Here is a 26906-nt window from a genome sequence, read left to right as displayed (position 1 = left end):
CGATTGCTTTAATTGATCGCTTTAATTGACTGATTTAAGATGAAATACCGGTTTGTTTTGGCCGACGACCAGCTTGTTGTCATTCATGATGTCCAGCGGAGCCAGCTCGTACATGCGGTCGATCGTATCCTGATTGGCATAGCCGATTTGCTCAAGAATGGAGGCTGTAATGATGGGCCATTCGTCCTCCGAGCCGTCCAATACCTTCAGGGCAAAGGCCAGCCGTTCTTTTTTCAGTCCGAAGCAGTAGACTCCTTTAGCCCCGCCTTTGGCGACTATATTTTCATCCATCAGCAGGCTTGAACAGATGCGGTCGGTCCCGGCTACCATTTCATAATGGGCATTCATGCGACGCACGATTTTTTCAACAGCCTGGCGGGTGGCGGCATCCCCGATAAGGTCTGGACAAGTCAGCTTCAGAAAAGCAACGGCCAGCGAACGCAAAGGCATCGCAAATACCGGGAAACCGCAGCCGTCAGTCCCCAAGGCGATCTCTTCCTGCTTGAGGTCGGCCATATAGGCAAGTGTCTCCAGAATTTCCTGCTGTGCCGGATGATCAGGATTACCGTAGCCCTCCAGCGGATATCCCATAGCTTTGCACAAAGCCAGAATGCCCAGATGCTTGCCTGAGCAGTTATGGTAGATTGGGCGCTTCGGCTTATGCTCACGGTGCAGCTGCTCCGTCGCATACACGCTGAGCGGATAGGTCGGGTGGCAGATGAGCTGATCTTCCTGAATGCCTGTTTTGCGCATGATCGACTCCAGTGCTTGCACATGAAACGGCTCGGCCCGGTGGGAGCCCATCAGAATGGCGCCTTCGGCATCTGTAAAACCAAAAGTCTCATCAACCCCGTGTTTAATGACAGGTATCGCTTGGAACGGCTTTCCAGAAGATCTCAGGAAGGTCAATGCTTGCACATCGCCGACCGAGTACTTCACGCTGCCTGTTCCGTCAACCCCACAAATATGTCCGGTATGTACACATTCTTCAACACCGGCGCGGTACTCCCTCACCAGAACTTCCTCCATAACAGTCTCCTTTTGCTCCCTATGATTTATGGATAAGCCCGTAATCAATCTGCTGCTGCAGCACGAGTTTGGCAGCGCCGATCATTACCGACCTCTCGCCAAGCTTGGAACGAAACATTTCAAATGAGCCGCTGAAGTGTTCCCCGATAAATTCCTGGAGCTTCAGATTTACAGCTTCAAACATGCCCGGATGCTCCTCGATGAACTTGCCTGTTAAAATAATGCTGTTGGGATTGTACGTGCATACCACGTTATTGATCGTGATCGCGATGTAGGAGCAGGCCCGGTCAATAATGCTGCGCGCCCACGGCTCACCCTGCTCCATATACCGGAACAGCTCCTGCAGGTTGGATACTTCCCGAATCTGGTTGGCTTCCTGCAGCAAGGCAAGATCCGTGATATAGGTTTGCAGACACCCCCGCTTGCCGCATTCACACAGCTTGCCGTTCGGATCAATAATGGAGTGGCCGATCTCACCTGCGATATTTCTGGAGCCACGATAAATTTTTTGATCCATGATCAAAGCGGCCCCTAGCCCGCTGCCGACGCTGACCAGGGCAGTGATATTTTCAACCGTTTCAGCAGGTATAACATCCAACGATCGGAAGGAGCTTTCGCCCAAGGCTTTGACCTTCAGATCATTATCCAGCACCACCGGCATGTTCAGCCTGGCTTCCAGCCTTTCAGCGAACGGTACATTCCTCCAGCCAAGCTGCGCGGAGAACACCACCACCCCCTGCTCTGAATCGATGATGCCCGGCAGTCCGACGCCTGCTCCAATAAATTTGGAATGTGGAATGCCCTGTTCTGCAGCCATTTCGGCGACCAAGCGAACAATAGCGTCAATCAGATTGTCCAGTTGCTTCTCATTTTGATCAATCAACTGCTGTTTCTCCACAATAATGCGGCCACTCAAATCCACCAGGGCAGCTTTCGTCAAATTACGATCCACTTCAACGCCAACCGTCATGATCGATTCCAGGTCTAGCTCCAGCATCGTTGCCTTCCGGCCCACACCGCCGGATATTTGGTCGGTTTCTTTCACCAGACCCAGCTCGATCAGATCTGCAACCACCCTGCCCACTGTGGCGGCGCTCATCCCTGAGAGCTTGGCGATATCTGTGCGTGAAATCGGATGATGCTGCTGAATGCTGTTAAACACGAGCATACGGTTCTTCTTGCGGATGAATTCCTGGTCATGCTTTTCCAAAAGCAATTGCATCTTCCCTTTCATTAATTAATTTCATTATGAAATTAATTAAGCAAAAAAAATGGTCTTTTCAATAAATCCGCTTTTTAAAATCATACTTTTTACCTACATTCGCCTGCTTATTGCTTGCAACTTGATAAAAATATATTCCGATCCATGTGGAATGTCAAGAAATAATTTTATATTATGTTAGCATACCTTACATAATGGGATTCTAAGAGAAAATAGAGACATCCGATCCCCTAAACACTGTCATTGGACGGCTGCTGCACGCAGGACTCCAGCGCTCTTATTTGGGCAGATTGAGCCTATTTTCATCTCCTATTGGACCACAGTGCACTTATTCCGGTATTTTCATGCGATTCCCCACCTTTGAAGGCAGTATAAGACCCCCTGTGTCCGCCCAGCACCTAAAACAGGTGAATTTCATGTCAATAAGCGCTCTCAGGTCCGGAACATTTGAAGTGAGGTAAGAAAGACGTCCATCGGCCTACTTTCATAGAAGAACATAATTTTCCTATACCCTGCTCTTGAAATACCACCCCCTTCATTGGAAAATAGTATTTATAGCTTCTAATCCAGCCATAACGCAATAACGCAGTAAAAATAAGATTTCAGAGACAAGGGGGCATGGAGATGTTGAAGCATTACGTACTGCCGGACGGTACGCTGGACAGTCAGCGAATATGGAGAAAAGAGACACTGTATACCGGCATGAACGGCAGACATGTGGAGCGTTTTTACGTGTCGCCTGATCAGAGCTATATTTTCAAGCCCTTGACCAATGACGGGCAGGCGGGCAAGGAACGTTGGGTATACGAGTATCTGCTGCCTTCCTTTCCGCCGATATATCCCAAGCTGCTGGCGAAGTCGGACACCCTTGCACCGGACACCAGTTGGATGATCTTCGAGGATCTTGGAACCATACGTCATGTTTATGACAACGAACTTGCTTTAAGCATCATCCCGCATATGGTGTGGTGGCATACACAGCCAACCGAAGCGCTGCAGCAGGTCTCTTTGCAAGGACCCAAACCGCCCATTCAGGACATTGCCGCAGACATAAGAGCAAGGCAGGCCGAGGCGGAAGCCGCTCTGCTGTCCCAGGGGATGCCACAGCTTACCATCCGCTCCCTTTTTACCCTTCTTGAACACTATTCCTTCACAGAGGCCAAGGTTCTGTGCCATGGTGATCTTCACCTCGGCAACTATACACGTGTGAACGGCCGGTTAATCGTGCTGGATTGGGAGCATGTTCATTTGAATTCCCGGCTATGGGACCTGTACCATCTGATCGACATGTCCCATCCGCTCTTTCCGAAGCGCATGACCTCTCGGGGCCGAAACTGCTTATTGGAGGCATATATGGATCAGGTGTTGCAATCCGGCACAGTGCTGCATCCGCAGGATTTTAAACGGGAATATTATCTGTTTGCAGCCGTCTTCTCCATTTGGATGCTGCTGCTGATCCGCTCAGATTTGGAACGAGGCGACGGCACCTGGCCGGAGGAAGCGCTGCGCACCCAGCTCCGCGAAACAATGGACAGCCTGACACAGTGCGCGAACGAGCTGTTTTACAATAACAATTATGAAAACAAGGTGGCACAATAAATGACCAAAGTCGGATTAGTGATGAGGAAAATTCAGTTTACAGAAGCCCAGGGACCACGTATTTTTGCGGAAAGGCTCCGTCAGATCGGCAGCGAATTGGGGGTGGAGATCGTCTTTATTTCCCCGGAGCGGCATGTCAGCGGTTATGACTGGCTGCCAGGCTATGAACACGAAAAAGGCGATCTCGTCAACTATGATATCGTACTGGATCAGCTGCATAGCCAGCAGATTGAGCATGTGATCTATACTGTGTCCGGGTTTACTTTTTTGAATATGTTCTTCAAGAAAAGCGTGCTGTTCCCGCACAGCTTTCCCGATCCAGCCCTGACTGGCTATGAAATGATGAAGCCGTTCTATTCGATTGTGAACAAGGCGATCGTGCAGACGGATTTTCTGAAACGGGAGATGGCAGACAAATTCGGCGTCCATGACGTCACTGTCATTCCCATCGGGTTCAATGAACAGCTCGTGAACAAGCATTTCGATCCTTCCCGTGTGGTGCAGAACCGCATTCTGTGGATCGGCAGAGACGAGGAGAATCGGCGTCCGGATGTGGTGCTGGAATATGCGCGTTGCAATCCGGACAAGGAAGTGTTCATGGTCTTCGGAGGCGAAAGATATAAGGAAAGCATGAAAAAATACGACATCCCGCATAATGTGAAGCTGCAGTTCGCCTTATTCCAGGATGACGTATTTGCGCTCATGAACACGGCCAAGGTGTATTGGAGCTGCTCCAAATTCGATACCTTTGCGATGCCGCTTACGGAAGCTATGGCCATGGGCAAAATCGTCGTCAAGCCCGAGCATGCCTGTTACGGCCACATCAGCTCACGCCATACCTTTGCCGGTAATGAACAGAACTGGTTCGAGCTCGTCAATATGGCGGCAGCTTCCCCTCATACCGTATCGATGGACAACAAGGCTTATGCGCTGGAGCGCTTCTCCAGCAAAGTGATGAAAGAAGGATATCGCCACTTTTTCGAGCAGTGGCTGAACTGACCACACACTCCCGTCAGCCTTCAAATATCCGGGCGGTCAATGCTTATATACTGTTCTTTTCAGGCCTGAAAAGCTCCAGCGCCGTCCGGATAAACAGCTTCACCGCCAGCGGAGCTTCCTGGAAGGAAGGCATAGCCATATAAATATCCCGGTATGCTCTCGGTTCAATCGCACGAGTAGTCACATTCGGCGGCTGATATGCCTGCATCATGCCGGACATGATCCCTGAACCCAGTCCCTCCTGAATCATGCTTAGCAGTGTCGTAAGATTGGACACGACAAATTTGGGTTTAAGCGGGGTATCCGCCTTTGCGAATAACTCATATATGGGGGTTTCAAAACCGCCCTTGCAGATAATTATGGGCTGCTGCTCCAGCTCTTTTATCCGAATGGCAGAGTGTGCGGACAACGGATGATCGTCACGGATGACCGCGAACATCTCCTCTCTAAGCAGCGGGATCATCTCAAATTGTTCATCCTTCATAATCGTAAAACCGACATCGATCTGACGGGATTCAAGCCATCCCCGGATCTCGTCAATCGTTCCCTCATGCAGATCAAACTGCAAATTCGGATACTTCTCTCCGATCGTACGCATGATCCTTGGCAGGAAATAAGCAGACGCTGACGTAAACGTCCCGATCCGGATGATGCCCACCTCCAGCCCCTTTTCGGCGGCGATCTCCTGCTCCACCTTCTCAAACCCGTTTAATATTTCCCGGAACAATATCAGTATCCGGTTGCCTACCTCTGTCAGGACAATTCCGTTTCGCCGGTCTCGCAGGATCAGCTTCACGTCCAATTCATCCTCCAGAGTGGATATGGCCCGGCTAACGGCCGGCTGCGTCATATTGAGCGCCTGCCCTGCTTTCGTAAAGCTGCCGGTTTCAGCAATTTTCACAAATAACTGCAGCTGTGTATTTGTCATAACGTAAATGGTATGCTCCTTATAACAAACATTCATTTTATTTATAGCCAAAGTCATTGTATCATGATAAAGCATTGTTATGAAAGGAGTGGTTTATCTTGCCGAAGCTTTCACGATCACGGACAGCCGTGTATCTTGCTTTTCTGATTATTATGTGGGGCATCAACTGGCCCTTGACCAAATTTGCCCTGGAGTATACACCTCCCCTGCTGTTCGCCGGACTGCGGACCTGCATTGCCGGTCTGTTATTGATCCTGGTTGCACTGCAGCGTTTTCGGGAGCTGCGCTTCAGACAGAACTGGCCCATCTATCTGATTTCCTCGCTGCTAAATATCGTTCTGTTTTACGGTTTTCAGACGATCGGACTTGGCTATGTTCCCGCAGGCCTGTTCTCCGCCATCGTATTCCTGCAGCCCGTACTGCTTGGCATTGCGGCCTGGCTGTGGCTGGGTGAAGGAATGTCCGGGAAAAAGCTGATCGGACTGCTGCTCGGCTTCCTGGGGGTGGCAGCCATCAGCATTGGCGGTCTGGCCGGGCATATCGCGCCAGCGGGAATTTTCCTTGCCATTGGCAGTGCCGTGGCCTGGACTCTGGGAACCGTCTATATGAAGAAAAGCTCCGGGCGGGTTGATACGTTATGGATGACCGCCATCCAGATTACGATGGGCGGTATTGTGCTGCTGGCTTCCGGAGCTGTCGTGGAGGACTGGACGGCCATCCGATGGGAGCCAGTGTTTATCTATGACATGCTGTTTATTTCCGTCTTTGTCATCGCCCTCGGCTGGCTCACCTTCTTCAAGCTGATCGGCTCGGGTGAAGCCAGCAAGGTCGGTTCGTTCACCTTCCTGATCCCGCTGATCGCCATTAGCTGCAGCGTTCTGTTCCTGGGTGAACACGTTACCTTGAATCTGGCCGCTGGGCTTGTGCTCATTGTGCTGAGCATTCTGCTCGTCAACGGGAAGCAGCGCCGATTGGCGGCGAACAGCAATGCGGCTCAATCATAATTGGGGCCAGGCATGAAGTACAAAAACCTGGGACGAGGTTCGCTTAGGTCCGCGTTTGTACGTTTTTTCGTACAAACGCCCGGGGCGGGGCTCACTCGGGTTCTCGTTTGTACGTTTTTTCATACAAAAAGCTGGGATTAGGCCCGCTCGGGTTCTCGTTTGTACGTTTTTTCGTACAAATATCTCGGACGGGACTCACTCAAGTCCTCGTTTGTACGTTTTTTCGCACAAAAAGCTGGGATGAGGCTCATTCAGTCTCTTGTTTGTACGTTTTTTCGTACAAATACCTGGAAGCAAGATCGCTCAGCCTCTCATATGTACGTTTTTTCGCACAAAAGCCTTGGGGGTAGTTTTGTTGCGATGATAGAATTGTTCAGCTCCGCTGAAAACTTATAAATTCTGGCATAAAGGACAAAAGGTCGAGAACAGGAGGGATCTCTGTTCTCGACCTTTTTGCTAAATCAGATATCGCAGGAGATTGGCGATGTTTTCTCGTTATTTTTTAAGCAGGGACCTGCACGCAGCCGCGGAGAGAACGAAGCAATTCCGGAAAAGCGAAGCGTTCGCCTTTACCCCCGAATTTCATCCGCTGTAATACAATCAAGAAATTCGGGGGTAACAGCGATTGAAGGAATGCTTCGTTCGCGGAGCCCTCACAACCTGCTAAAGCAGCAGCCAAGGTGAATGGCCCTTCCACGGGAACAAATATATATTAAACGCCTTGCGGTACGGGCAGGTCGAGCGCTTGCGCCAGACGGGTGCCGAAGTCGGGGTCTGCCTTGTACCAGTGGCCAATTTGGCGAATTTTGATTTCATCCTTTTCAACAGGTTTCATAGCACCGGCGATGTTAGCGATCAGACGGATACGCTCATCCTCGCTCATCAGACGGTACAGGTCACCGGCTTGGGTATAGTGATCGTCATGATCGTAGCTTGTGCTCTCTGCCAGACCGGACACTACAAACGGCGTTGTCTTGTGCTCAGGCGCTTCCGTAGGTCCGCCGTAGCTGTTCGGCTCGTAGTACGTGCCAGTTCCGCCGTTGCCGTCCGCTCTCATGAACCCGTCACGCTGGTTGTTTTTCACTTCCGCAACCGGACGGTTGATCGGCAGTGTGCTGTGGTTTGCGCCTACACGGTAGCGGTGTGCATCAGAGTAAGCAAACAGGCGTCCTTGCAGCATTTTGTCAGGTGATGCTTCGATGCCCGGCACGAAGTTGCCAGGGGAGAATGTAGCCTGCTCTACTTCAGCGAAGTAGTTTTCCGGGTTTCTGTCCAGGACCATGCGGCCCACTTCGATCAGCGGATAGTCTTTTTGCGACCAAACCTTCGTTACGTCAAACGGATCAAAACGGTAGGTGTTGGCGTCCTCCAGCGGCATAATCTGAACATATAGCTTCCATGCAGGGAAATCCCCTTTTTCGATGGCGTTGAACAGATCCTCTGTATGATAATCCGGATTTTCACCGGCCAGCTTCGCAGCCAGCTCCACATCCAGGTTTTTGATGCCTTGCTCTGTTTTGAAATGGTATTTCACCCACGCACCCTGACCTTCGGCATTGACCCATTTGAAGGTATGGCTGCCAAAGCCGTGCATATGACGGTAGGTTGCCGGAATGCCACGATCGGAGAACAGAATCGTTACCTGATGCAGAGATTCGGGAGAAAGAGACCAGAAATCCCATACCGCATTCGGATTTTTCAGGTGTGTCTGCGGATGGCGCTTTTGTGTATGAATGAAATCCGGGAATTTAATCGCATCACGAATAAAGAACACCGGCGTATTGTTTCCTACCAGATCATAGTTGCCTTCTTCAGTATAAAATTTAACGGCGAAACCGCGTGGATCACGAACCGTATCGGCAGAACCGAGCTCACCGGCAACGGTAGAGAAACGAATAAACATCGTCGTACGCTTGCCAACTTCGGACAAGAAAGCTGCTTTGGTGTACTTGGACAGATCATTCGTTACTTCAAAGTATCCATGGGCTCCGGCACCTTTGGCGTGCACGACGCGTTCAGGCACACGTTCACGGTTGAAGTGGGCCAGCTTTTCCAACAGGTGTACGTCCTGAATCAACACCGGGCCGCGTTGGCCGGCTGTTATGGAGTTCTGATTATCCCCGACAGGAGCTCCCCAGCTTGTAGTCAAATGGTTTTGATTGCTCATTAACGGAATCACCTCGTATGCTTGATATGTTTCCACTATAAATACCCCATAGTTAAAAATCAATCTTTTTTTAGAATAATTATAAAATAGAATAAAACATAAAAACTTTTCTCGAACTTACTATTATATGTATGTTGTTAAATGAACTTCATGCAATATTCATCCCCTGTTTCCTTGACAATTTGACATGGAATTTTCCCAGCAGCAGAAAAGGTCTCCTTATCCAGTGCGGTTAAGGAGACCTCCCTTACTTTTAGATAGCAATCCTGTTGCGCTTATTTAATCCAGCGGGAAAACAGCTGATTGACCCGCTGGGCAAATTCCTCAAGATTCAGATTGGCTTTATCAAGCCGGTAGTACCAATTTTTGATCGTATCCAGAACCCAGGACGGCATCCTTGCTTCCGCAAATCCGGAATAAAAGGTGTGGTAGGCCCATACGAGATGCTCCCACCGTTTGTCGTCGCCTTCCTTGACGTACTCGGATACATCCAGCACCTTGGCGCGCCCGTTCTGCAGCAGCACATTTTTAAGGTGAATATCTCGCGGATTAAGCCCCCTGGATCTGACGAAATCCCGGGCCTCCTCCACATCCTGAATGACCTGCTCCGGCACGGGGATTCCCTGCAGCAGACAATCCATCAGTGTAATCCCTTTCTCATAGCTGATCACAATATATCTGTCCCCTTCTCCGTAAAATACCGGAAAAGAGGGACATCCCCGCAGCTTCTCATAAACGGAAGCTTCGGCGCTCTTTTTCTCTGCGGCCAGTTCCGAGTAGATCTTGAATGCATATTCCGGCATGGAGTCCAGCGTAAATACGGCAGCATCCGTGCCGATGCCGATACAGTGCACACCTTCCGCATAACCGTTAATGGTGACAGGCGTGTTATCCGGGGTGCCGATGACTTCAATCCGCTGCAAAACGCTTTCTGCCTTTCTCCATTCCTCACTCATATCGATCTCCCCTTTTCCGGTGCTCCGCTAAACGCGGTATGTCTTCTTTGAAAGTACGTCGATAGATGTTTTTCTTAGGTCGGCAGCAGCAATCCCCTCAGTATGGAAAGGAATCGTCCAGCTCCATCACATGCTGAAGCGCCCCGCGGGTAGGCTGCAAATGGTCGTACATGGTATCATCTACGTCAAAAAATACCGCCTGGTGCCATTTTTTCGATATCATATGTTGTTGTCCCCTCTGCAAAGACTTCGTGCACCTGCAACCCCCGAAGCACATAACTTAGATTAGACCCGGGGAATCATCGGTGTTTTACACTCATTTGACAAAAGTGTTTCATGATACTTATTTACCATTTTTCTGCAGTTTTTATAATTTTGGTTTACAATTCGTATAATTTCACGTAATTTTTATGTTACGGTCCAGTAATCAGATCCGTTGGTCCCCGCCCTTCCGGCTCCCAACGAACACAAAATGCATGTCATCAGTAAGGGAGGAGAACTTGAATGAAGCCCGGTTCTGAATTTAACTATGGCTCCTTGTCGATGCTGATCCAGGAACTTATCGACTTTGAACAGGAGCTTGAAGAGAACAGGCACTCCCTCGATTTCGATCTGGGATTGATTATGGAGCGCGGCCGGGGGATACGGTACATGTCGACCCCGCCGGATGTTATCCCGTTCGCACGCGCGGGCGTGGACGGGCTCCAGTACGGTTTTTTGACCGATTTCGGCGCTATTGCCGATCCTGCACAGGCTCCAGTGGTCTGTGTATCTCCCATGCACTGGAACGGCGTATGGCTGGTCGCCCGCAATCTGCATGAATTCCTGAGCATTGTCTATACGGATAATAGCCCGCTCACCCATTATTATGAACATACGGACGCCTATCTGCACGATCTGGCACGCCGTCAGGCCCCGGTGTATGATGAGCGGCGGCAGATGGTACGTGAGCTGTTCCGGACCCGCTTTGGCATTCATCCGATGGAAGACATGGTCCGCTATATCAAGGATCTGCGCATGACGCGCCGCCGCAGTATCGCCGTACAAACCTTGAACGGGCTCGGCATTGTGCCGCTCTCTTCGGAGCAGCGTGCCCACACTCCTTTTAGCCTGCCGGATATGCTGCTCTGGGATCAGGACAGCGGGAGAATTCAGGAGTTTTTTCTGAATGCCTCGGTGGAATCCAGGCTTGCCTTTGTGCGGGACGCCCAGACGAAGCACCTGTTCACCGATTCCCTTCTGCGGGCGTTCGTGACATCCCAGCTCAGGATAATGGGACTGTCCGAAGCAGCCGACCATCTGGATGAGTCCTATTATACCGTTGTCATGGAATCCTGACCAAAGCATCATCTCATCTATTTCGCACTCTGCCGTCTGCATTGCAGGCGGTTTTTTTCCGTTTCACGGACACTGTCTAGACAGAGGCGGTTCATGCTACAATAGGTTCATGAACAACACATTGCAGTACTCCAGTTACGACATCATAGAAGTGTGTCTGCTGGCCGGAAAGGTCATGCTGCAAAGCGGAGCGGAGACCTACAGGGTGGAAGACACCATGTCGCGTATTGCCGCCGCTTACGGCGTCCTTCACTCCCATAGCTATGTCACTCCGACGGGGATCATCTTTTCCATGGACGGTACGGAACCGGCCAAGCTGATCCGCATCCTAGAGCGGACAACGGATCTTCACAAGGTGGTTGAAGTGAACGACATATCGCGCCGGATCAGTGCAGGCGGGCTGTCCCCGGGGCAGGCGGCCGAGCTGCTCAGGCAGGTAGAGCACGGTCCCCCTGCCTACTCTGTATGGGTGCAGCTTCTCTCGGCCGCTGCGGCCAGCGGATGCTTCATGATCATGTTCCGCGGGGTATGGGCCGACTTCCCTGCGGCCTTCATCTGCGGAGCAGTCGGCTTTATCGCGGTACAGTATTTTCACAGACTCGTTCAGGTGAAGTTTTTCGCTGAATTTTCCGCCGCCTTCCTGATCGGGCTGACGGCCTCGCTGCTCGTTACTACCGGATTCGGACACCAACTGGACACCATTGTCATCGGCTCTGTCATGCCGCTGGTGCCCGGTCTGCTGATCACCAACGCCATAAGAGACCTGATAGCAGGTCACCTCGTATCCGGCCTGTCCAAGGGGGCTGATGCCTTTCTGACCTCTTTTGCCATCGGGGCCGGTGTCGCTTTAATCTTTTCTCTCTGGTGGAGCGGAGGAATATTATGATCCTTGAACAGCTCGTTACCAGCTTCATCGCTTCCGCCGCGTTTGGCATTCTGTTCCGTGCGCCGCGCAGGTCACTGGCGCTTTGCGGTTTTGTCGGCATGCTGGGATGGGTAGTCTACTTTTACACCGTCGACCGCTGGGACACCCTGCTGGCCACGTTTGCCGCCACCTTAGTGATCGGAGTTTTAAGCCAGGCCATAGCAAGATGGTATAAAATGCCGGTCATCATCTTCAGCGTGGCAGGCATGATTCCGCTCGTGCCCGGAGGCATCGCCTACGACGCCATGCGCAGCTTTGTGGAGCATGAATATGCCGGAGCTGCCGAGCTTGCCGCACAGGCGCTCATGATCTCCGGCTCCATTGCCGTCGGTCTTATTGCCTCCGAGGTATTCAACCAGATGCTGAAGCAGGTCAAGAAGTTCTGAATGTGGGGAATGCAACGTGCATCCCCCTGACTTTCTTGCTCATTCAATCTTCAACGCGCTTGCCTACAATGACCAGATCGCGTTCAATGCCGTCCAGTACGGCCACACGCGGGTACAGCCCCCACTGTTCAAATCCGAATTTGCGCAGCAATCCGAGGCTTGGCTCATTATGGCCGAACACAAACCCCAGCACCGTCTGCACCCCCAGCCCCCGACATTCCTGCAGCGCATGCTGTATCAGCCGGCTGCCGATCCCCGCTCCCCGGAAAGCTTCGTTTACATATATGCTTAGCTCCACTGTGCCGTCATAGGCCGGTCTTCCATAGAAGGACTGCAGGCTTGCCCAGCCGGCAATGTCATCTCCGGTGCGCATGACCCACAGCGGCCGCCGCTCAGGATGATGCTCCTCAAACCAGGGTCTGCGGCTTTCTGCGGTCACCGGTTCCAGATCCGCCGTTACCATCCGGCCGGGAATGGTAGAATTATAGATATCGACGATCGCAGGTAAATCCTCCAAGCGGGCAAAATCGATGATGTACTGTTCCATATAAATGTCCTCCTAAAATGACCTGAAAATGCCCGAAATATACAATCCGGTGTATTATGCCTATTGTACAGGAGGAGCCGCGGGAGCGTCATCTGTTTTGCACGATGCCCGGACAAAATCTGAGATAACCTTTTTGCATATCTGCTCCGGACAGATTTATAATTATATAGAACGAATTTGGAAAGGGAGAAATCATATGGCTGATAAAATAAATACGTTATTTAACGCGCTGGCTAACAACGGATGGCAAGGTCTGCTGGTCACCGACCCCACACATATCTATTATTTGACCGGCTTTGCCAGCGAGCCGCATGAAAGATTTCTCGGACTCCTGCTCGTGAGCGGGGAGGAGCCTGTGCTTATCGTGCCTGCGCTGGATGAAGATAAGGCCCGTGAGAGTTCCTCCGTCAGCCGCATCGTTACTCATACCGACACGGATAATCCGTATGAGCTTCTCAAAGGATTCATCGGCGGCAGCATGGATGCATTCGCTATTGAAAAGGAGCATGTGTCCGTCGCACGCTACGAAGCGCTTTCCACATCGGTGGGCGCACGGAGCTACGGAGATCTCGGACCGGTGCTGCGCGAGATGCGGGTTAGAAAATCGGCTGATGAAATGCAGCGGCTGAAGCATGCCGTGCATCTGGTAGAGGAGGTGCTGCGCGACGGGCTGACTCACGTCAGGGAGGGCATGACCGAAGTCGAATTGGTCGCCGAGCTTGAATACCGGATGAAGAAGCTGGGAGCAGACGGGCCCTCATTTGATACAACGGTGCTGTTCGGGGCCAAGACGTCCCTGCCTCATGGGGAACCAGGGACGAAAAAGCTGACTCCCGGAGATCTGCTCATGATCGACATGGGCGTGTACGCAGGTGGCTACGCATCCGACATTACCAGAACGTTTGCTTTCGGCAGCCTGTCCCCCGAGCTTGAGAAAATTTATAATACCGTGCTGCAGGCTAACCTGGCAGGGATCGCAGCCGCACGTCCTGGGGTCAGCTGCGCTTCCGTCGACCAAGCTGCACGGGCTGTCGTTGAAGCAGCCGGGTACGGACCGGCATTCAATCACCGCGTAGGGCACGGGCTCGGCCTGGGCATTCACGAATACCCATCCCTGCATGGCGCCAATGAAGATCCGCTGGTGGAGGGCATGGTCTTTACGGTTGAACCGGGCATCTATATTGCAGGCAAAGGCGGAGTCCGCATTGAAGACGATGTGCTGGTTACTGCAGATGGCGTCGAGGTGCTGACCTCCTTCCCCAAAGACCTTAAAATTTTGGCATAATACAAGCCGGATTGTGAAAAGGGACTGCTCCCGCAAGTCATCAACGATGACGGGGAGCAGTCCCTTTTTCTCTTAAACGCCGCAGCGTTTTTTACAGCTTAAGATGTTGCCGCTGCATCCAGATCCGGTCCGCGGTCGTTATATACATCCTGATTATTCTCCTTGAGAATCTTGCTGGAGATCAAGCCTGACGTAATCGAATCATTGACGTTCAGCGCAGTACGGCCCATGTCGATAAGCGGCTCGACGGAAATCAGCAGCCCCGCCAGCGCTACAGGCATGTTCAGTGTGGACAACACGATCAGGGATGCGAAGGTTGCGCCGCCGCCCACGCCGGCCACGCCGAACGAGCTGATGACAACAACAGCGATCAGGGTAAGAATGAAATCCCAGCTTGTCGGATCAATGCCGACGGTCGGTGCAATCATAACAGCCAGCATGGCCGGATAAATGCCTGCGCAGCCATTCTGTCCGATAGTGGCGCCAAAGCTTGCGGACAGGTTCGCAATGCCCTCGGACACACCGAGCTTGCGGGTCTGTGTCTCCACATTCAGCGGAATGGTAGCCGCGCTGGAACGGGAAGTGAAGGCAAACACCAGGGTGGGCAGAACCTTCCGTACATAAGTGACCGGATTATAGCCAAACAGCGCGATCAGCACAAGGTGAATGACAAACATGATCAGGAGTGCCACATAAGAAGCCAGCACGAATTTGATCAGCTTTAAAATTTCATCCGGGTTGGTGGTCGATACTACTTTCGTAATCAGAGCGAGAATACCATATGGTGTCAGACGCAGCACGATAGTGACGATGCGCATGACCACCCCGTAGACCGCCTCAATCACATTGCGGAAGGTCTGCGCCTGCTCAGGCTTCTTGCGGTCCAATCCCAATACAGCCACGCCCACAAATGCCGAGAAAATAACAACAGCCAGCGTTGAGGTGCTGCGCGCCCCCGTCATATCTTCAAAAGGATTGGCAGGGATGAAGGACAGCACCTGCTGCGGGATGGTCAAATCCTCTACCTCGCCTACACGCTCTTCCAGTGCTGCGCCGCGCGCCTGCTCGGCATCCCCTGCATTAATCTCAATCGCCGTCAGGTTGAAGGACAGGCTGGTCGCGATACTGACGGCTGCGGCAATCGCAGTCGTAATCAGCAGCACCGCAATAATAGAGAAGCTCATTTTCCCCAGATTTTGTTTGCCCTTCAGATTCATGATGGCCGAGATAATGGACACCATGATCAGCGGGATGACGATCATTTGCAGCAGCTTGACATACCCATTGCCCGCCAGGTTGAACCAATCCACCGATTTGGCTATTGTATCCGAGCCTGCACCATATACAAGCTGTAAAATGACACCATATACAAGCCCGAGGCCAAGGCCGGTAAATACTCTTTTCGTAAACGAAATATGCTTTCTCTGCATCCAGTACAAAATGCCCAGCAGTACCAGCATAACTACAACATTTAAAACAACCAGAAATGTATCCATAAAGATTTCCCCTCTCTCTTTGTATTTGTCCGGCAGCTTTGCAACAATTAAGCCTCCGGCTTTCTTTTTTCCGGGCAATTAGCCGCAATGAATACTATACCACAATTCCCCACCAAACAGGTATGATTTATTTTATTTCATGTGATGTATATGTCAATTACTACTTTCGATTCATATTTTATTTTATATTCTAGTTAGATTTTACTATTCAACCTGCGGTTGATTTTGTAAAATAGGACTATCCTAGTTCTAAAGTGTTACGGATGCTTGTCGGCATGACTGCATGCGCATGGCGGCGTGCATCCGTCCGCAATCATGATGGCTACAGGATTACCATGGGCAGATTAGCCCGAAGAAATATGAAAGGAGAGCACTTATGCTGCGCTTTAACCGCTCTATCGCAGCCAAGCTGAAGCTATTGAACATCGCTATCCTGCTGGCTGCTTCGCTGCTATTCAGCATCAGCTTTTATGCCGTATCCATGAGTATCATCAACAGCTATGTCGTTCCACAGTCCGTTCAATCCCTTGAAACTGGTGCTCAGGAGCTGTACAGCAAATTGAATGCCACGCAGGCCTTGCAAGCCCGTCAGAGCGGAGCCGGGGCCGTCATGACGGTGGAATCTTACCTTCAGGAAAAGGTAAACAATCTCAAGCTGGAATCCGCCTACCTTGCGACCATTACGGACCAGGAGGTGGCCGTTGTCGCCCGCAATGCCAAATCTGCTTATCAGATTGGGGACAAGCTGCCTTTCATGAATGAAATGCAGCTGGCTATAGACAGCCATGAGAGACAAATCAGCGGCGTGTACAAGGATCAGTACGGGGTACATAAGACAGCCTTTTACTCGATTCCGGGAAGCAATTTGATTGTGGCTGTGAACACGGATGTAGGCTTCATCGAACAGAAATCCAACCAGATCTTCTGGATTTGCCTGTTGATTACGGTTGGGGTCATTGCAGCAGGCTGGGTTGTATCCACACTGACGGTCCGCAAAATCACCCGTCCGATTGCCGAGCTCCTGAAGCATAGCGAACAAATCGCCGCAGGAGATCTGTCCCGTGAATTGCACATCCGGGGGCAGGACGAAATCGCGCAGTTGGCCGGAAGCTTCCGGAAAATGACCGCCAATCTGAAAGAAATGATCGGACAAGTATTATCCACCTCGAATGCTGTTGTTGAGGGATCTCACGAGCTGCTGCACCGGGTGGACACCATCAGCGGTACCACACAGCAGTCTGCCCGCTCCGCCGAGGAGGTGGCGAAAGGCAGCGTAACGATTGCCACCGCTGCCTCCGAAAATGCGCGCGCAATGGAAGAGATTACACAGGGGATTCAGCATATCGCTGCATCGTCCGGTGAGGTATCGGACCAGATCAGCAGAGCCGCCGATGAGGCGGTAGGCGGAAATACACTGGCCCAAAACGCGGTTTCACAGATGAATCTTGTCGGACAAGCCGCTGAGGAATCTTTGAGGTATGTAAGCACGATGAACGAACGCTCGGAAGTGATCGGCGAGGTCGTATCCTCTATCTTTGAGATCACGAAGCAGATTCAGATGCTGTCCCTGAACGCCTCCATAGAAGCCGCACGCGCCGGCGAACATGGACGGGGCTTCGCCGTGGTGGCAGGAGAGGTGCGCAAGCTGGCGGACCAGTCAAAAACCGCGACACAGCAAATTTCCGACTACCTGCTCACACTTCAGGAAGATTCGCAAAAGTCCGTCGATTCCATGAATCGGGTAAATACCGAAATTGTATCCGGGACCGAATTGGTACAGCGGGCCGGTGCAGCCTTCAACGAGCTGATGGATCTGATCCAGAATGTCAATCTGACTATTCAGGCCGTATCTGCCGCGACTGAAGAGGTATCTGCAGGCTCCGAAGAGGTTAGCGCATCCGTAGAGGAAACTGCTCAAATTACGGCCAGGGCGCAGCAAATGCTGCAGGAGATCGGACACAGCGCGGAGAACCAGCTGGCCGAAATGGATGACCACACCCTTACTGTACGCAAGCTGAACGAAGAAGCATCCGCTCTGCAGCAGGCTGTGCTCAAGTTCAAATTGTAGATTTTGCAATATTGGGCTCGATCTGGGGCAATTTCTTCGTATGTTGTGAGACGCTCCGAGAACGAAGCATTCCTACAATCGCTGTTGACCCTTCGGGCCAAAGGCGACCGCTCCGCTTTTCCGGAATTGCTTCGTCCTCTCCGCTGCTCCGTACGTCTCCCAACTTGAAAATGCCCATCAGAAACGCCAATGTATTGCGATTTCTGATGGGGTAATAGATCGGGAACAGGAGCAAGTGCCCCTGTTCTCAAGCTTATGGTGTTCATTCGTGATGCCTTGAAATGAGAGAAAGAGCGAGTATTTTGTGGGATTAGACCACGATACTCGCTCTTTTAATCTGAAATGGTTCTTTTCGTAATTCAAAGACTGCCTAATGCCGTTTAATTCTCTTTACTTGACTGGGCAGTCCCTCTCTTACGTTAGCCCCATGATGCTGTAGACTCTTTTCATATCCACATGGGCACGGACCAGGTCGGCAATCCGGTCGAATTCGTGCTCTTTCGCTTCCCGCGCGGCAAAGGTTTGTCCCAATGGGGACAGTCCCTTGCTCAGCCGGATGCCATCCAGCCAGGAGCGGCGCAGCCTGTCATTATCAAATACGCCGTGCAGATAGGTTCCCCATACTCTGCCATCCGCTGCGGCGCTGCCCTCTTCAAACGGAACGCCGTCACCTCTGCTTACGCTGAACAACGGCAGCAGATCGTCCTGGCCCTCCATCCGTTCCGTAATGCCCATATGTATTTCATAGCCTGTCACCGGGAACGCCTCTGTCCGGCCTGCAAGCGGCAAAGGATTGGCTGGTGCAAGGGTGCCGCTGACTCTGACGGTCTGTTTTTCCTTCAGAAACGTTGTAATCAGTGGCAGCCAGCCCAGCCCCTCCGCCTCCTGCGGCTGTCCCGCTTCCACCGCATCCGGGTCCAGCAGCCGCTTTCCGAGCATCTGATAACCGCCGCAAATGCCGACAAGTTGGCTGCAGCCCTTCTCCATAGCGATCCGGATATCCTCGTGAATTCCCTGGGCCTTCAGCATTTCGAGATCGCCTATCGTATCCTTCGTACCCGGCAGAATGATGGCGTCGGGAACGCCAAGCTGCCCCGGCTCCGTAACAAACCGTATACTGACATCCGGCTCCTGCGCCAATGCGTCCACATCTGTAAAATTTGAAATCCGCGGATAGCGGATCACCACAATATCCAGTTCCTTTCCCTGCGCGCGCGACTTGGGCAGCTTGTCCAGCACAACCGAATCCTCCGCCTCGATCTTGATGTCCGGGATGTAAGGCAGGACGCCGAGCACCGGGATGCCCGTCCGCTCCTCCAGCCAGTCCAGCCCGGGCTGCAGCAGCGACAAATCACCTCTGAATTTGTTAATGATAAAACCTTTGATTCGCTTCACCTCATGCGGCTCCAACAGCTCTATGGTTCCCACAAGCGAAGCGAAGACCCCGCCCCGGTCAATATCGGCCACCAGCAGCACAGGGGCGTCGGCCCAACCGGCCAGATTCATGTTGACGATATCCCGCTGCTTCAGATTGATTTCGGCCGGGCTGCCCGCGCCTTCCATCACTACGATATCGTATTGGCTGCGCAGCCGGTCCAGCGCCTCCATCACGGTCTGCTTGGCCTCCGGCAGAAAATGATTCCGGTAATCGGCCGCACTCATATGGGCATAAGGCACCCCGTGCACCACAATTTGCGAATGCATATCCCTGACCGGTTTGATCAGGATTGGATTCATGTCAGTGGTTGCTTCGATGCCGCTGGCTTCCGCCTGAACCCCCTGCGCGCGCCCGATCTCCTTGCCATCAGCCGTGACATAGGAATTGAGCGCCATATTTTGTGATTTAAACGGGGCGGGCCGGTATCCATCCTGCCTGAAAATCCGGCATAGAGCCGCAGTGACTACACTTTTGCCAACATCCGAGGCAGTGCCCTGCAGCATCAGGACAGCGGCAGTCTGCTGCCCTGCCGTTTTCTTTTCGGTCATTACAGGTCCCCTCCTCTATCATAAATCCAAATCGGAACTTAAGCTGTGGCCTTTAGAGTAGCAGCCTGTGCAGCAGTACCACCGCAAGCAGCAGCAGAGCCTCCAGCAGCTCATTCAGCGCGCCATAGACGTCGCCCGTTAATCCGCCCAGCCGCCGGCTGATTCGTTGTGCTGTCCATTTGCCAATGATCCACGACAGTACCGGTACCACCAGGAAGGCAGCTATGAACGGAGACATGAGGACAACCGGGTTCAGAAGCGCAAGCAGCACGCTCAGCATGGCGGCTAAGAGGGCAGCAAGACCTGCCTCACGTCCCTTGAGCGTTTGAAACTGCCCGGCCAGGCCCTCCCCTTGACGCGCTTTGGGCCACCTGGACAGGGCAGCCACCATGAACCAGCGGCTCCAGAGCAGTGGCAGCAGCAAGGCGGTGGACCAGAGTTTTTCATCAATTACCGTATAAATAAGGGAAACCTTCAGCAGCAGAAGCAGGACGCAGGCGATCACACCCATCGCTCCCACTCTGCTGTCCTTCATAATCTCCAGCATTCGTTCACGGGAACGGTAGCTCAGGAGCGCGTCAGCCGAATCCATCCACCCGTCAAGATGCAGCCCCCCGGTCAGCCATACCCACAGCATCAGGACCAGGACGGCTGCCGGGAATGGCGGCAGCAGGAGAGCCGACAGATAAGCAGCCGGCCAGACTACCGCAGCGATGGCGAGGCCGACAAGCGGGTAATAGACAGTGCTTCGCTGCAGCAGTTCAGGCGAGAAGTCGCCTCCGGATTTGACCGGGAAGCGTGACAGGAACTGGAACGCCGCTGCCGCTGCCTCAAGTCCCCGCTTCACAACCGGTACTCCAGCCGCTTTAATTCAACGGCGACACCTGCGGTGACGAGAAATACTTCCCCGCACACTCCCGCAATCCGCTGATTCATGATCCCGCTCAGATCCCGGTACAGCCGCCCCAGCGGATACTCGGGCACGATGCCGCTGCCAACCTCGTTGGTCACAAGAATCAGCTCGCCGGGGTAGGACGCCACCGCCTCTGTAAGACGTTCGACCGCTTCACGCGCAGAAGCCCCCCCTTCGTCTCCGGCGGCGAGCAGGACGTTGGACAGCCACAAGGTAAGGCAGTCCACCAGCACCGCAGGCGGCTCGCCGCTGCTCCCAAGCCTGCCCAGCAGGGCGGGAAGCTCCAGCGGCTCCTCCAGCGTCCGCCATGGATAGGTGGCTTCGGCACGCTGGCTGCGGTGAAGAGCGATCCGCTCCTTCATCTCATCGTCGAAGGCTTGCGCCGTTGCCACGTACACAGCCGCTTCAGCGCGTGACATGCAGAGCCGCTCGGCAAATCCGCTTTTGCCGCTGCGCGCGCCGCCTGTGATCAGCGACTTCATGCTTCCGGCACTCCCGTTCCGTCGGAAACGCCCGCACTGGCGAATGTCGCCATCTCCCGCATCACCGCACAGGCCGAATCAATCAGTGGCAGGGCCAGAACGCCGCCCGTACCCTCCCCAAGCCGCATGTCCAGCCGGAGCATCGGCTCCAGACCAAGCACTTCAAGCAGCACAGCATGCCCTTTCTCATCAGAGACATGTGATGCCAGCATATAATCCAGGCTGGCCGGACACAAGCGGCTAGCTGCCAGCGCTGCCGCGCCGGAGATGAATCCGTCCAGGACGACGGGACAGTTCCGGGCCGCTGCACCGAGAATAAGGCCCGCCATGCCCGCAATCTCCAGTCCGCCCACCTTTGCCAGCACGTCGATGGCGTCCTCTCTGTCAGGCTGATTAACGGATAGCGCCTGCTGCACAGCCCCCGTTTTACGGCTCAGGCCCTCATTGTCCACTCCTGTCCCCCGTCCTGTCAGAAGTGAAGGCTCCAGTCCAGTAAATGCACTGGTCACAGCCGCGCTGGCCGTCGTATTTCCGATGCCCAGCTCACCGGTGACGAAAAGCTGTATCCCCCGCTCGCAGGCCTCTTCAGCCACAGCCGCTCCCACCAGAATCGCCTGCTCCGCCTCCTCACGCGTCATAGCCGGACCCTTGGCCATGTTGGCCGTGCCTTTTCTGAACTTGCGGTTCAGCAGAGCCGGATGGCTAATATCCGCATTTACGCCCATATCAACACAAATCACTTCAGCCCCCGCCTGGCGGGCGAACACATTAACAGCTGCACCGCCTGCCAGCATATTCAGCAGCATCTGGGGGGTCACCTCGGCAGGATAGGCGCTGACACCTTCCTCACACACCCCGTGGTCCGCAGCCATAACTACCACGGCCTTCCGGGCCAAATCCGGCTTTGGCTGGCCGATGATGCCGGCTGTCCGAATAACCAGGCTTTCCAGCTTCCCGAGGCTGCCCGGCGGTTTGGTCAATTGGTCCAAATGTGCTGCGGCCAGCCGCATGGCTTCCTCATCAGGCAAAGCTATGCTTTGGACAAGCCGCTTCAGAGCTTCATTCATCCTTCCACTTCCTAACCTTCATGTATTTAAGAACAGGGGCGTCTCTGGGTCCCTATTCCCTTCGTTTCAGCATGAGCTGCGGAATCGCGCTGTCGGGGTGGGGCATGACATAGCTGTTCACACCGAACCAGCGACAGATATTGTCCTCTGTGAGCATGTCCGCAGCCGTTCCCGCTCCCTCAATGCGGCCGTTTTTCAGCACCAGCAAAAAATCACAAAATTGAGCCGCCAGATTCAGATCATGCAGGACGGCAATGATGGTAATGCCCGCCTTTGCCCGCCACTCGGCCAGCAGCTCCATGAACTGGAGCTGATAATGCAGATCGAGATAGGTCGTAGGTTCATCCAGCAGCAGAATCTGCGGGTCCTGGGCCATCACCTTGGCGAGCGCAACCCGCTGCCGCTGGCCTCCGCTCAGCTCGTCCAGTTTCCGCTCAGCCAGAGGCGCAAGCCCGAGCTGATCCAGCACACGTTCAACGATATCCGCGTCTGCATCCTTCCCGGCCCAATCCAGATGAGGGTATCTGCCCATTTCCACGACATCCCTGACCGAATACCCGACCGGAGGCACCCCCTCCTGCTGCAGCACGGCGACGATACGTGAGAGTTCCTTGCGTCTGTAGGCAGCCGCGTCCCGGCCCTGAATGTGAACGATTCCAGCATCAGGCCTGTCCACCCCGGACAGCAGCCGGATCAGGGTCGATTTGCCGCTCCCGTTCGGGCCGACGATCCCCCACCACTCTCCGGCGGCAGCGCCCCAGTTGATATCGGATAACGCCTGCACCCGGCCAAAGGTTTTATACATCCCTGACACGCTGGCTGCCCTGAACTGTGTGCTCATCACGATAGCTCTCCTTTCCGCTGCTTCTTGTTGCGCTGCAGCAGGTAAGCGAAGAACGGAGCTCCCACAAATGCTGTAACGACCCCGAGCGGGATCTCCATCGGTGCCAGCAGCGTGCGTGCGGCCGTATCCGCCCATACCATGAAGATAGCACCTCCCAGCGTGGACAGCGGAATGATCAGCCGGTAGTCCGGTCCGGTCAGCAGACGGATCATATGCGGCACAACGAGCCCCACAAAGCCGATCACTCCGCAGACGGATACCGATGCCGCCGTCAGTAAAGTCGCCGCAATCAGCACCCACAGCTTCGTTCTGTCCACATTTACGCCCATATACGCTGCCTGCCTTTCTCCCAACGCCAGCATGTTCAATACACGGGCTTTACTGCACAGGAACACCAGCCCGAGCATGACGTAAGGAAGAATAATGCCCGGATATGCCCAGCCCTTCAGGCTGAGGCTGCCCATCGTCCAATACAGGATTTCATTGACGGTCTCCTTGGACATGACCGTCAGCAAAGAGACGACCGCCCCCAGAAAGAACTGCATGACCACACCGGACAGGATCAGGCTTTGAGTGGGGATTTTTCCGTCTTCCCCTGCCAGCAGGATCACAAAATATAAAGTAAGAATTCCTGTGGTGAAGGCCACCATTGGCAGGGTCCACAGGCCGAAAAACGAATACTGAAGTCCCCAGTAAATCAAAAATGCCGCTCCGGCCGACGCGCCCGACGATACTCCAAGGGTAAAGGGATCGGCCAGCGGGTTGCGCAGCACGCCCTGGAAGGCCGCGCCTGCAAGCGCAAGCGCCGCACCAGTCAGCATGCCGAGCAGAACGCGCGGCAGGCGCACGTTAACAATAATTTGCTCGGTCGGAGCATCCCAGAACGGCGTAATATACATCCCGGCCCACGGCAGGTGGTGCATCAGAATGCCAGCGATCTGCTGGACAGGAAGCCGCACGGCGCCGATGCCCAGGCAGATCAGCACGGTCAGGATCAGCAGAACGAATCCGGCCAGGCCGTACGCAACAAGCTTACGGTTCATTTAAAGATTTCCGGATAGATGGCCTTGGCCACTTCCTTGAGCCCTTCCGTCACACGTGGTCCCGGACGGCTGAGCAGGTTATCATCCAGACCGAACACGCGGTTGTTGCGGATTGCGTTGATGTGGCTCCAGCCGCCACGTCCTTTGATGATCTGCTCCAGACTCTGCCCATTCTCATCCACCACACTTTTGCTATACAGGATGACATCCGGGTTGGCCGCGATGACCTTTTCCTCGCTGATCTGATTCCAGCCTTCCGTGTCGGAAGCGATGTTCTCTCCGCCTGCCAGGGTAATCAATTCGTCCATAAATTCTCCCTTGCCGACCGTCCAGCCTGGTGAAAATTCAACATAAACCCGCAGTCTCTGGTCCTCGCCGATATTTTTAACGCCCTCCTGCACCTCAGCGATATCGGCCTTCATTTTATCGGTTACAGCCTTGGCCTCCTGCTGGCGATCCATTACTTTGCCATACAGGGTGATGTTGTTCATAACGTCCTCTACCGTCTTCGGATCGGTCTTGAAGATGGTAATACCCAACTCGCGCAGTTTGTTGACGGCCTCTTCGCTCATCGATATGCCTGTAAAAACAATGTCAGGCTGGGCAGCGATAATGGCCTCTTCATTCGGCTTTGTAATGCCGCCCATCTTCGGCTTGGATGTGGCCGCTTCCGGGTAATCATCATAATCCGATACACCTACGATCTCCTTGTCCAAACCAAGAGCGAACAGCGCCTCCGTCTCGGCCGGGGATACGGAAATCACCTTCTCCGGAGCTTTCTCAAAAGTAAACTCCTGTCCGGTCGCATCCTTGACGGTCAGCGGATAAACCGTAGCACCCGCCTCTTCCGTCGGCGCCGTCTGCTGCGGAGAAGCTCCGCTGCCGCCTGCAGCCTCATTGCCTGCCCCTGTATTGCCACATGCAGCCAGTGCTGCAGTCAGCATAAGCGCCAGCAGCACGGTCAGCCAACTCTTTATTGATCTAGTCACAGTGCTTACCCCCCTTTTCTTCTGTATAGTCCCGGCCGTGCAAAAGAAAGCCCGGCCCTCATGAGAGGACCGGGCTCTGCGTCAGCCGACATCCGCAGCAGGCAAGTGCCGTGCCGCGCGGATTCATTGCCGCGAACCCGCCATCCTTTCCGCGAAGGAGCGACGATCTAAGCGGACCAGGCAGGTCTCCTGACTGACGGGAATTGCTAGAGGCCGGCGCCTTCCCGCCGCAGTATTACCTGCGACAGTGGCGTATCGCCGCCCATCCCCGTTTCACAGTGGCGGGACCGTGCCGGAATTGCACCGGCTTCCCTTTTAACAGAACAGCGTGGTTTTCAAGCTTTCACCGCCGCTCTGACCTGGTCTGCTGTCAACTTTAATCAAGCCGTACTTTTCAAAGTGATTATAGGTGAAAAAAGGCAGCTGTACAACCCGAACAACCAGCAAGTCTGCCGTCAAATTAAGAAAAACGTCTATCGACGTACATTCACAGAAGACAGACCACATTTAGAGGGGGCTCGCTCAGGCTCTCATATGTACGTTTTTTCGTACAAAAACCTGGGAGGGGGCTCGCTCAGGCTCTCGTTTGTACGTTTTTTCGTACAAAAACCTGAGAGGAGGCTCGCTCGGGTTCTCGTTTGTACGTTTTTTCGTACAAAAACCTGGGAGGGGGCTCGCTCGGGTTCTCGTTTGTACGTTTTTTCGTACAAAAACCTGAGAGGAGGCTCGCTCGGGTTCTCGTTTGTACGTTTTTTCATACAAAAGCCTGGGAGGGGGCTCGCTCAGGCTCTCGTTTGTACGTTTTTTCGTTACTACTTAGGTCTATTGCATAGGCCTATTACAGAATGGGTTGTCCGCGAAGTGCGTGGGAAAGAGAAGGAAGAACGGGAAGTTCTTGCTTCAGCAATGTGGAGACGATGCTCCGCAGGCGAGCAAAGATGTCTGCCCCTTCTATCGTGCGAAACGCTCCGGAGATTTTCTGTTTTACTTTGACCATACGCAAATCCCGTTCCGCTTGGTTGTTGTCAAACGGAACTTCGGGTCGCCAAAGAAACGACAAGATGGCCGCTTTATGCAGCAACAGTCGTTCACCCAGATTGCCGGCCTTGCTCTTGATCTTTCTGCCGCGTGTTCCGGTCTTTGCTCTTACAGGGTCTTTCGCCCATTCGTGCTGACCGGCTTCCAGAATGGCGTCATATCGGGCTTGAATTTCAAGGATGACCTCTGCGCTCAGTGGTATTCCCGTTTGTCTGGATGCACTCGCGAGCCGCCAGCTTTCGGTCAGCAGATCGCCCATCTGCTTGGCCCAAGTATGGCCGTCGTGCTCGGCAATGCCCTTGCATTCCCTCAGCAGATGTACGTTGCAAAGCGCGTGACCAAACGTGTAGTGATCCTTGAAATACCCTTGCATGCAATCGTGGACCACCGTCCCCGTGTAGTCCGGCAGAAAGCCATGCTCATCCATCGCCTTGCTCCCGCGCTGGGCGTGGTAGCGAAGCAACGTATGCTGCCCGTCCGAGATCACATGCATCCATTGGGTCTTCCCGTCAACGCGGCATCCGGTTTCATCGGCATGCACGACGATTTTTCCTTGCAGACGGTCGATCAGGGTTTGCTCCGAGGGCTCTAGCGC

Annotated in this window: 24 protein-coding genes and 1 riboswitch; of the genes, 8 read left to right on the top strand and 16 right to left on the bottom strand. The window is 53.5% G+C overall.

Features of this window, described 5'->3' with window-relative positions; genetic code table 11:
* Positions 1-21 precede the first annotated feature (21 nt).
* Both ACE5LO_RS07050 and ACE5LO_RS07045 read right to left on the bottom strand, forming a co-directional pair.
* Positions 22-1029, bottom strand: coding sequence for an asparaginase (locus ACE5LO_RS07050; protein ID WP_375519325.1), 1008 nt, complete (start codon positions 1027-1029; stop codon positions 22-24).
* 19 nt (positions 1030-1048) lie between these two features.
* Complete coding sequence (locus ACE5LO_RS07045; protein WP_375519324.1) at positions 1049-2245, bottom strand: ROK family transcriptional regulator; 1197 nt, start codon at positions 2243-2245, stop codon at positions 1049-1051.
* Between the two features lie 630 nt (positions 2246-2875).
* Here ACE5LO_RS07045 and ACE5LO_RS07040 point away from each other — a divergent pair.
* Both ACE5LO_RS07040 and ACE5LO_RS07035 read left to right on the top strand, forming a co-directional pair.
* Complete coding sequence (locus tag ACE5LO_RS07040) at positions 2876-3850, top strand: phosphotransferase family protein (protein WP_375519323.1); 975 nt, start codon at positions 2876-2878, stop codon at positions 3848-3850.
* Positions 3851-4849 carry a glycosyltransferase gene (locus ACE5LO_RS07035; RefSeq protein WP_375519322.1) on the top strand — a complete coding sequence of 333 codons (999 nt, stop codon included), beginning with the start codon at positions 3851-3853 and terminating at the stop codon, positions 4847-4849. It abuts the gene before it with no gap.
* Between the two features lie 43 nt (positions 4850-4892).
* On the opposite strand, the gene ACE5LO_RS07030 is transcribed toward ACE5LO_RS07035, so the two are convergent.
* Positions 4893-5777: a LysR family transcriptional regulator gene (locus ACE5LO_RS07030; RefSeq protein ID WP_375519321.1), complete on the bottom strand. Its 885-nt coding sequence runs from the start codon at positions 5775-5777 to the stop codon at positions 4893-4895.
* A gap of 98 nt (positions 5778-5875) precedes the next feature.
* On the opposite strand from ACE5LO_RS07030, the gene ACE5LO_RS07025 reads away from it, so the two are divergent.
* Complete coding sequence (locus tag ACE5LO_RS07025; protein ID WP_375519320.1) at positions 5876-6781, top strand: DMT family transporter; 906 nt, start codon at positions 5876-5878, stop codon at positions 6779-6781.
* Positions 6782-7493: 712 nt separating this feature from the next.
* Here the strand turns inward: ACE5LO_RS07025 and katA are convergent.
* The 3 genes from katA to ACE5LO_RS07010 form a co-directional block, all read right to left on the bottom strand.
* The gene (gene katA / locus ACE5LO_RS07020; protein WP_375519319.1) at positions 7494-8948 is read right to left on the bottom strand and encodes a catalase KatA; all 1455 of its coding nucleotides are present in this window, start codon (positions 8946-8948) and stop codon (positions 7494-7496) included.
* A 275-nt stretch (positions 8949-9223) separates the two neighbouring features.
* Complete coding sequence (locus ACE5LO_RS07015) at positions 9224-9904, bottom strand: serine/threonine-protein kinase (protein WP_375519318.1); 681 nt, start codon at positions 9902-9904, stop codon at positions 9224-9226.
* A 97-nt stretch (positions 9905-10001) separates the two neighbouring features.
* Positions 10002-10127 carry a hypothetical protein gene (locus ACE5LO_RS07010; RefSeq protein WP_375519317.1) on the bottom strand — a complete coding sequence of 42 codons (126 nt, stop codon included), beginning with the start codon at positions 10125-10127 and terminating at the stop codon, positions 10002-10004.
* 281 nt (positions 10128-10408) lie between these two features.
* On the opposite strand from ACE5LO_RS07010, the gene ACE5LO_RS07005 reads away from it, so the two are divergent.
* The 3 genes from ACE5LO_RS07005 to ACE5LO_RS06995 all read left to right on the top strand — a co-directional run bounded on the left by ACE5LO_RS07005 (position 10409) and on the right by ACE5LO_RS06995 (position 12553).
* On the top strand, positions 10409-11242 hold the full coding sequence (locus ACE5LO_RS07005; protein ID WP_375519316.1) for a hypothetical protein: 834 nt from the start codon (positions 10409-10411) through the stop codon (positions 11240-11242).
* Positions 11243-11351: 109 nt separating this feature from the next.
* Positions 11352-12128: a threonine/serine exporter family protein gene (locus ACE5LO_RS07000; RefSeq protein ID WP_375519315.1), complete on the top strand. Its 777-nt coding sequence runs from the start codon at positions 11352-11354 to the stop codon at positions 12126-12128.
* Positions 12128-12553, top strand: a complete 426-nt coding sequence (locus ACE5LO_RS06995; RefSeq protein WP_375519527.1) for a threonine/serine exporter family protein — start codon at positions 12128-12130, stop codon at positions 12551-12553. Before ACE5LO_RS07000 ends, ACE5LO_RS06995 begins: the two co-directional genes overlap by 1 nt.
* A 43-nt stretch (positions 12554-12596) precedes the next feature.
* Here ACE5LO_RS06995 and ACE5LO_RS06990 read toward each other — a convergent pair whose 3' ends face one another.
* Entirely contained in the window at positions 12597-13100 is a 504-nt protein-coding gene (locus tag ACE5LO_RS06990) for a GNAT family N-acetyltransferase (RefSeq protein WP_375519314.1), read from the bottom strand.
* A gap of 196 nt (positions 13101-13296) precedes the next feature.
* Between ACE5LO_RS06990 and ACE5LO_RS06985 the strand changes: the two genes are divergently transcribed.
* Positions 13297-14385: a M24 family metallopeptidase gene (locus ACE5LO_RS06985; protein ID WP_375519313.1), complete on the top strand. Its 1089-nt coding sequence runs from the start codon at positions 13297-13299 to the stop codon at positions 14383-14385.
* Between the two features lie 98 nt (positions 14386-14483).
* Here the strand turns inward: ACE5LO_RS06985 and ACE5LO_RS06980 are convergent, their stop codons facing one another.
* Positions 14484-15881, bottom strand: a complete 1398-nt coding sequence (locus tag ACE5LO_RS06980; protein ID WP_375519312.1) for an L-cystine transporter — start codon at positions 15879-15881, stop codon at positions 14484-14486.
* A 376-nt stretch (positions 15882-16257) separates the two neighbouring features.
* Here ACE5LO_RS06980 and ACE5LO_RS06975 point away from each other — a divergent pair, with 376 nt between their 5' ends.
* Positions 16258-17949, top strand: coding sequence for a methyl-accepting chemotaxis protein (locus ACE5LO_RS06975; protein ID WP_375519311.1), 1692 nt, complete (start codon positions 16258-16260; stop codon positions 17947-17949).
* A 414-nt stretch (positions 17950-18363) separates the two neighbouring features.
* Here the strand turns inward: ACE5LO_RS06975 and ACE5LO_RS06970 are convergent, their stop codons facing one another.
* The 8 genes from ACE5LO_RS06970 to tnpC all read right to left on the bottom strand — a co-directional run.
* Positions 18364-19935: a cobyric acid synthase gene (locus ACE5LO_RS06970; RefSeq protein WP_375519310.1), complete on the bottom strand. Its 1572-nt coding sequence runs from the start codon at positions 19933-19935 to the stop codon at positions 18364-18366.
* Between the two features lie 52 nt (positions 19936-19987).
* Positions 19988-20782: an adenosylcobinamide-GDP ribazoletransferase gene (gene cobS, locus ACE5LO_RS06965; RefSeq protein WP_375519309.1), complete on the bottom strand. Its 795-nt coding sequence runs from the start codon at positions 20780-20782 to the stop codon at positions 19988-19990.
* Positions 20779-21330 (bottom strand): bifunctional adenosylcobinamide kinase/adenosylcobinamide-phosphate guanylyltransferase, encoded by a 552-nt coding sequence (gene cobU / locus ACE5LO_RS06960; protein WP_375519308.1) that lies wholly within the window; start codon positions 21328-21330, stop codon positions 20779-20781. Before cobU ends, cobS begins: the two co-directional genes overlap by 4 nt.
* Positions 21327-22397, bottom strand: coding sequence for a nicotinate-nucleotide--dimethylbenzimidazole phosphoribosyltransferase (gene cobT / locus ACE5LO_RS06955; protein ID WP_375519307.1), 1071 nt, complete (start codon positions 22395-22397; stop codon positions 21327-21329). Before cobT ends, cobU begins: the two co-directional genes overlap by 4 nt.
* Before the next feature lie 52 nt (positions 22398-22449).
* The gene (locus tag ACE5LO_RS06950) at positions 22450-23238 is read right to left on the bottom strand and encodes an ABC transporter ATP-binding protein (RefSeq protein WP_375519306.1); all 789 of its coding nucleotides are present in this window, start codon (positions 23236-23238) and stop codon (positions 22450-22452) included.
* The gene (locus ACE5LO_RS06945) at positions 23238-24284 is read right to left on the bottom strand and encodes a FecCD family ABC transporter permease (protein ID WP_375519305.1); all 1047 of its coding nucleotides are present in this window, start codon (positions 24282-24284) and stop codon (positions 23238-23240) included. Before ACE5LO_RS06945 ends, ACE5LO_RS06950 begins: the two co-directional genes overlap by 1 nt.
* Positions 24281-25273, bottom strand: a complete 993-nt coding sequence (locus tag ACE5LO_RS06940) for an ABC transporter substrate-binding protein (protein ID WP_511227992.1) — start codon at positions 25271-25273, stop codon at positions 24281-24283. Before ACE5LO_RS06940 ends, ACE5LO_RS06945 begins: the two co-directional genes overlap by 4 nt.
* A 162-nt stretch (positions 25274-25435) precedes the next feature.
* Positions 25436-25651: riboswitch (cobalamin riboswitch) on the bottom strand.
* A gap of 460 nt (positions 25652-26111) precedes the next feature.
* Positions 26112-26906, bottom strand: a 795-nt coding sequence (tnpC, locus tag ACE5LO_RS06935; protein WP_375519304.1) for an IS66 family transposase, incomplete at its 5' end; no start/stop codon positions are given.

It is taken from the genome of Paenibacillus medicaginis (genome assembly GCF_042138635.1).
Taxonomy (GTDB): domain Bacteria; phylum Bacillota; class Bacilli; order Paenibacillales; family Paenibacillaceae; genus Paenibacillus; species Paenibacillus medicaginis.
This window is presented reverse-complemented; position numbering and strand designations above follow the sequence as displayed.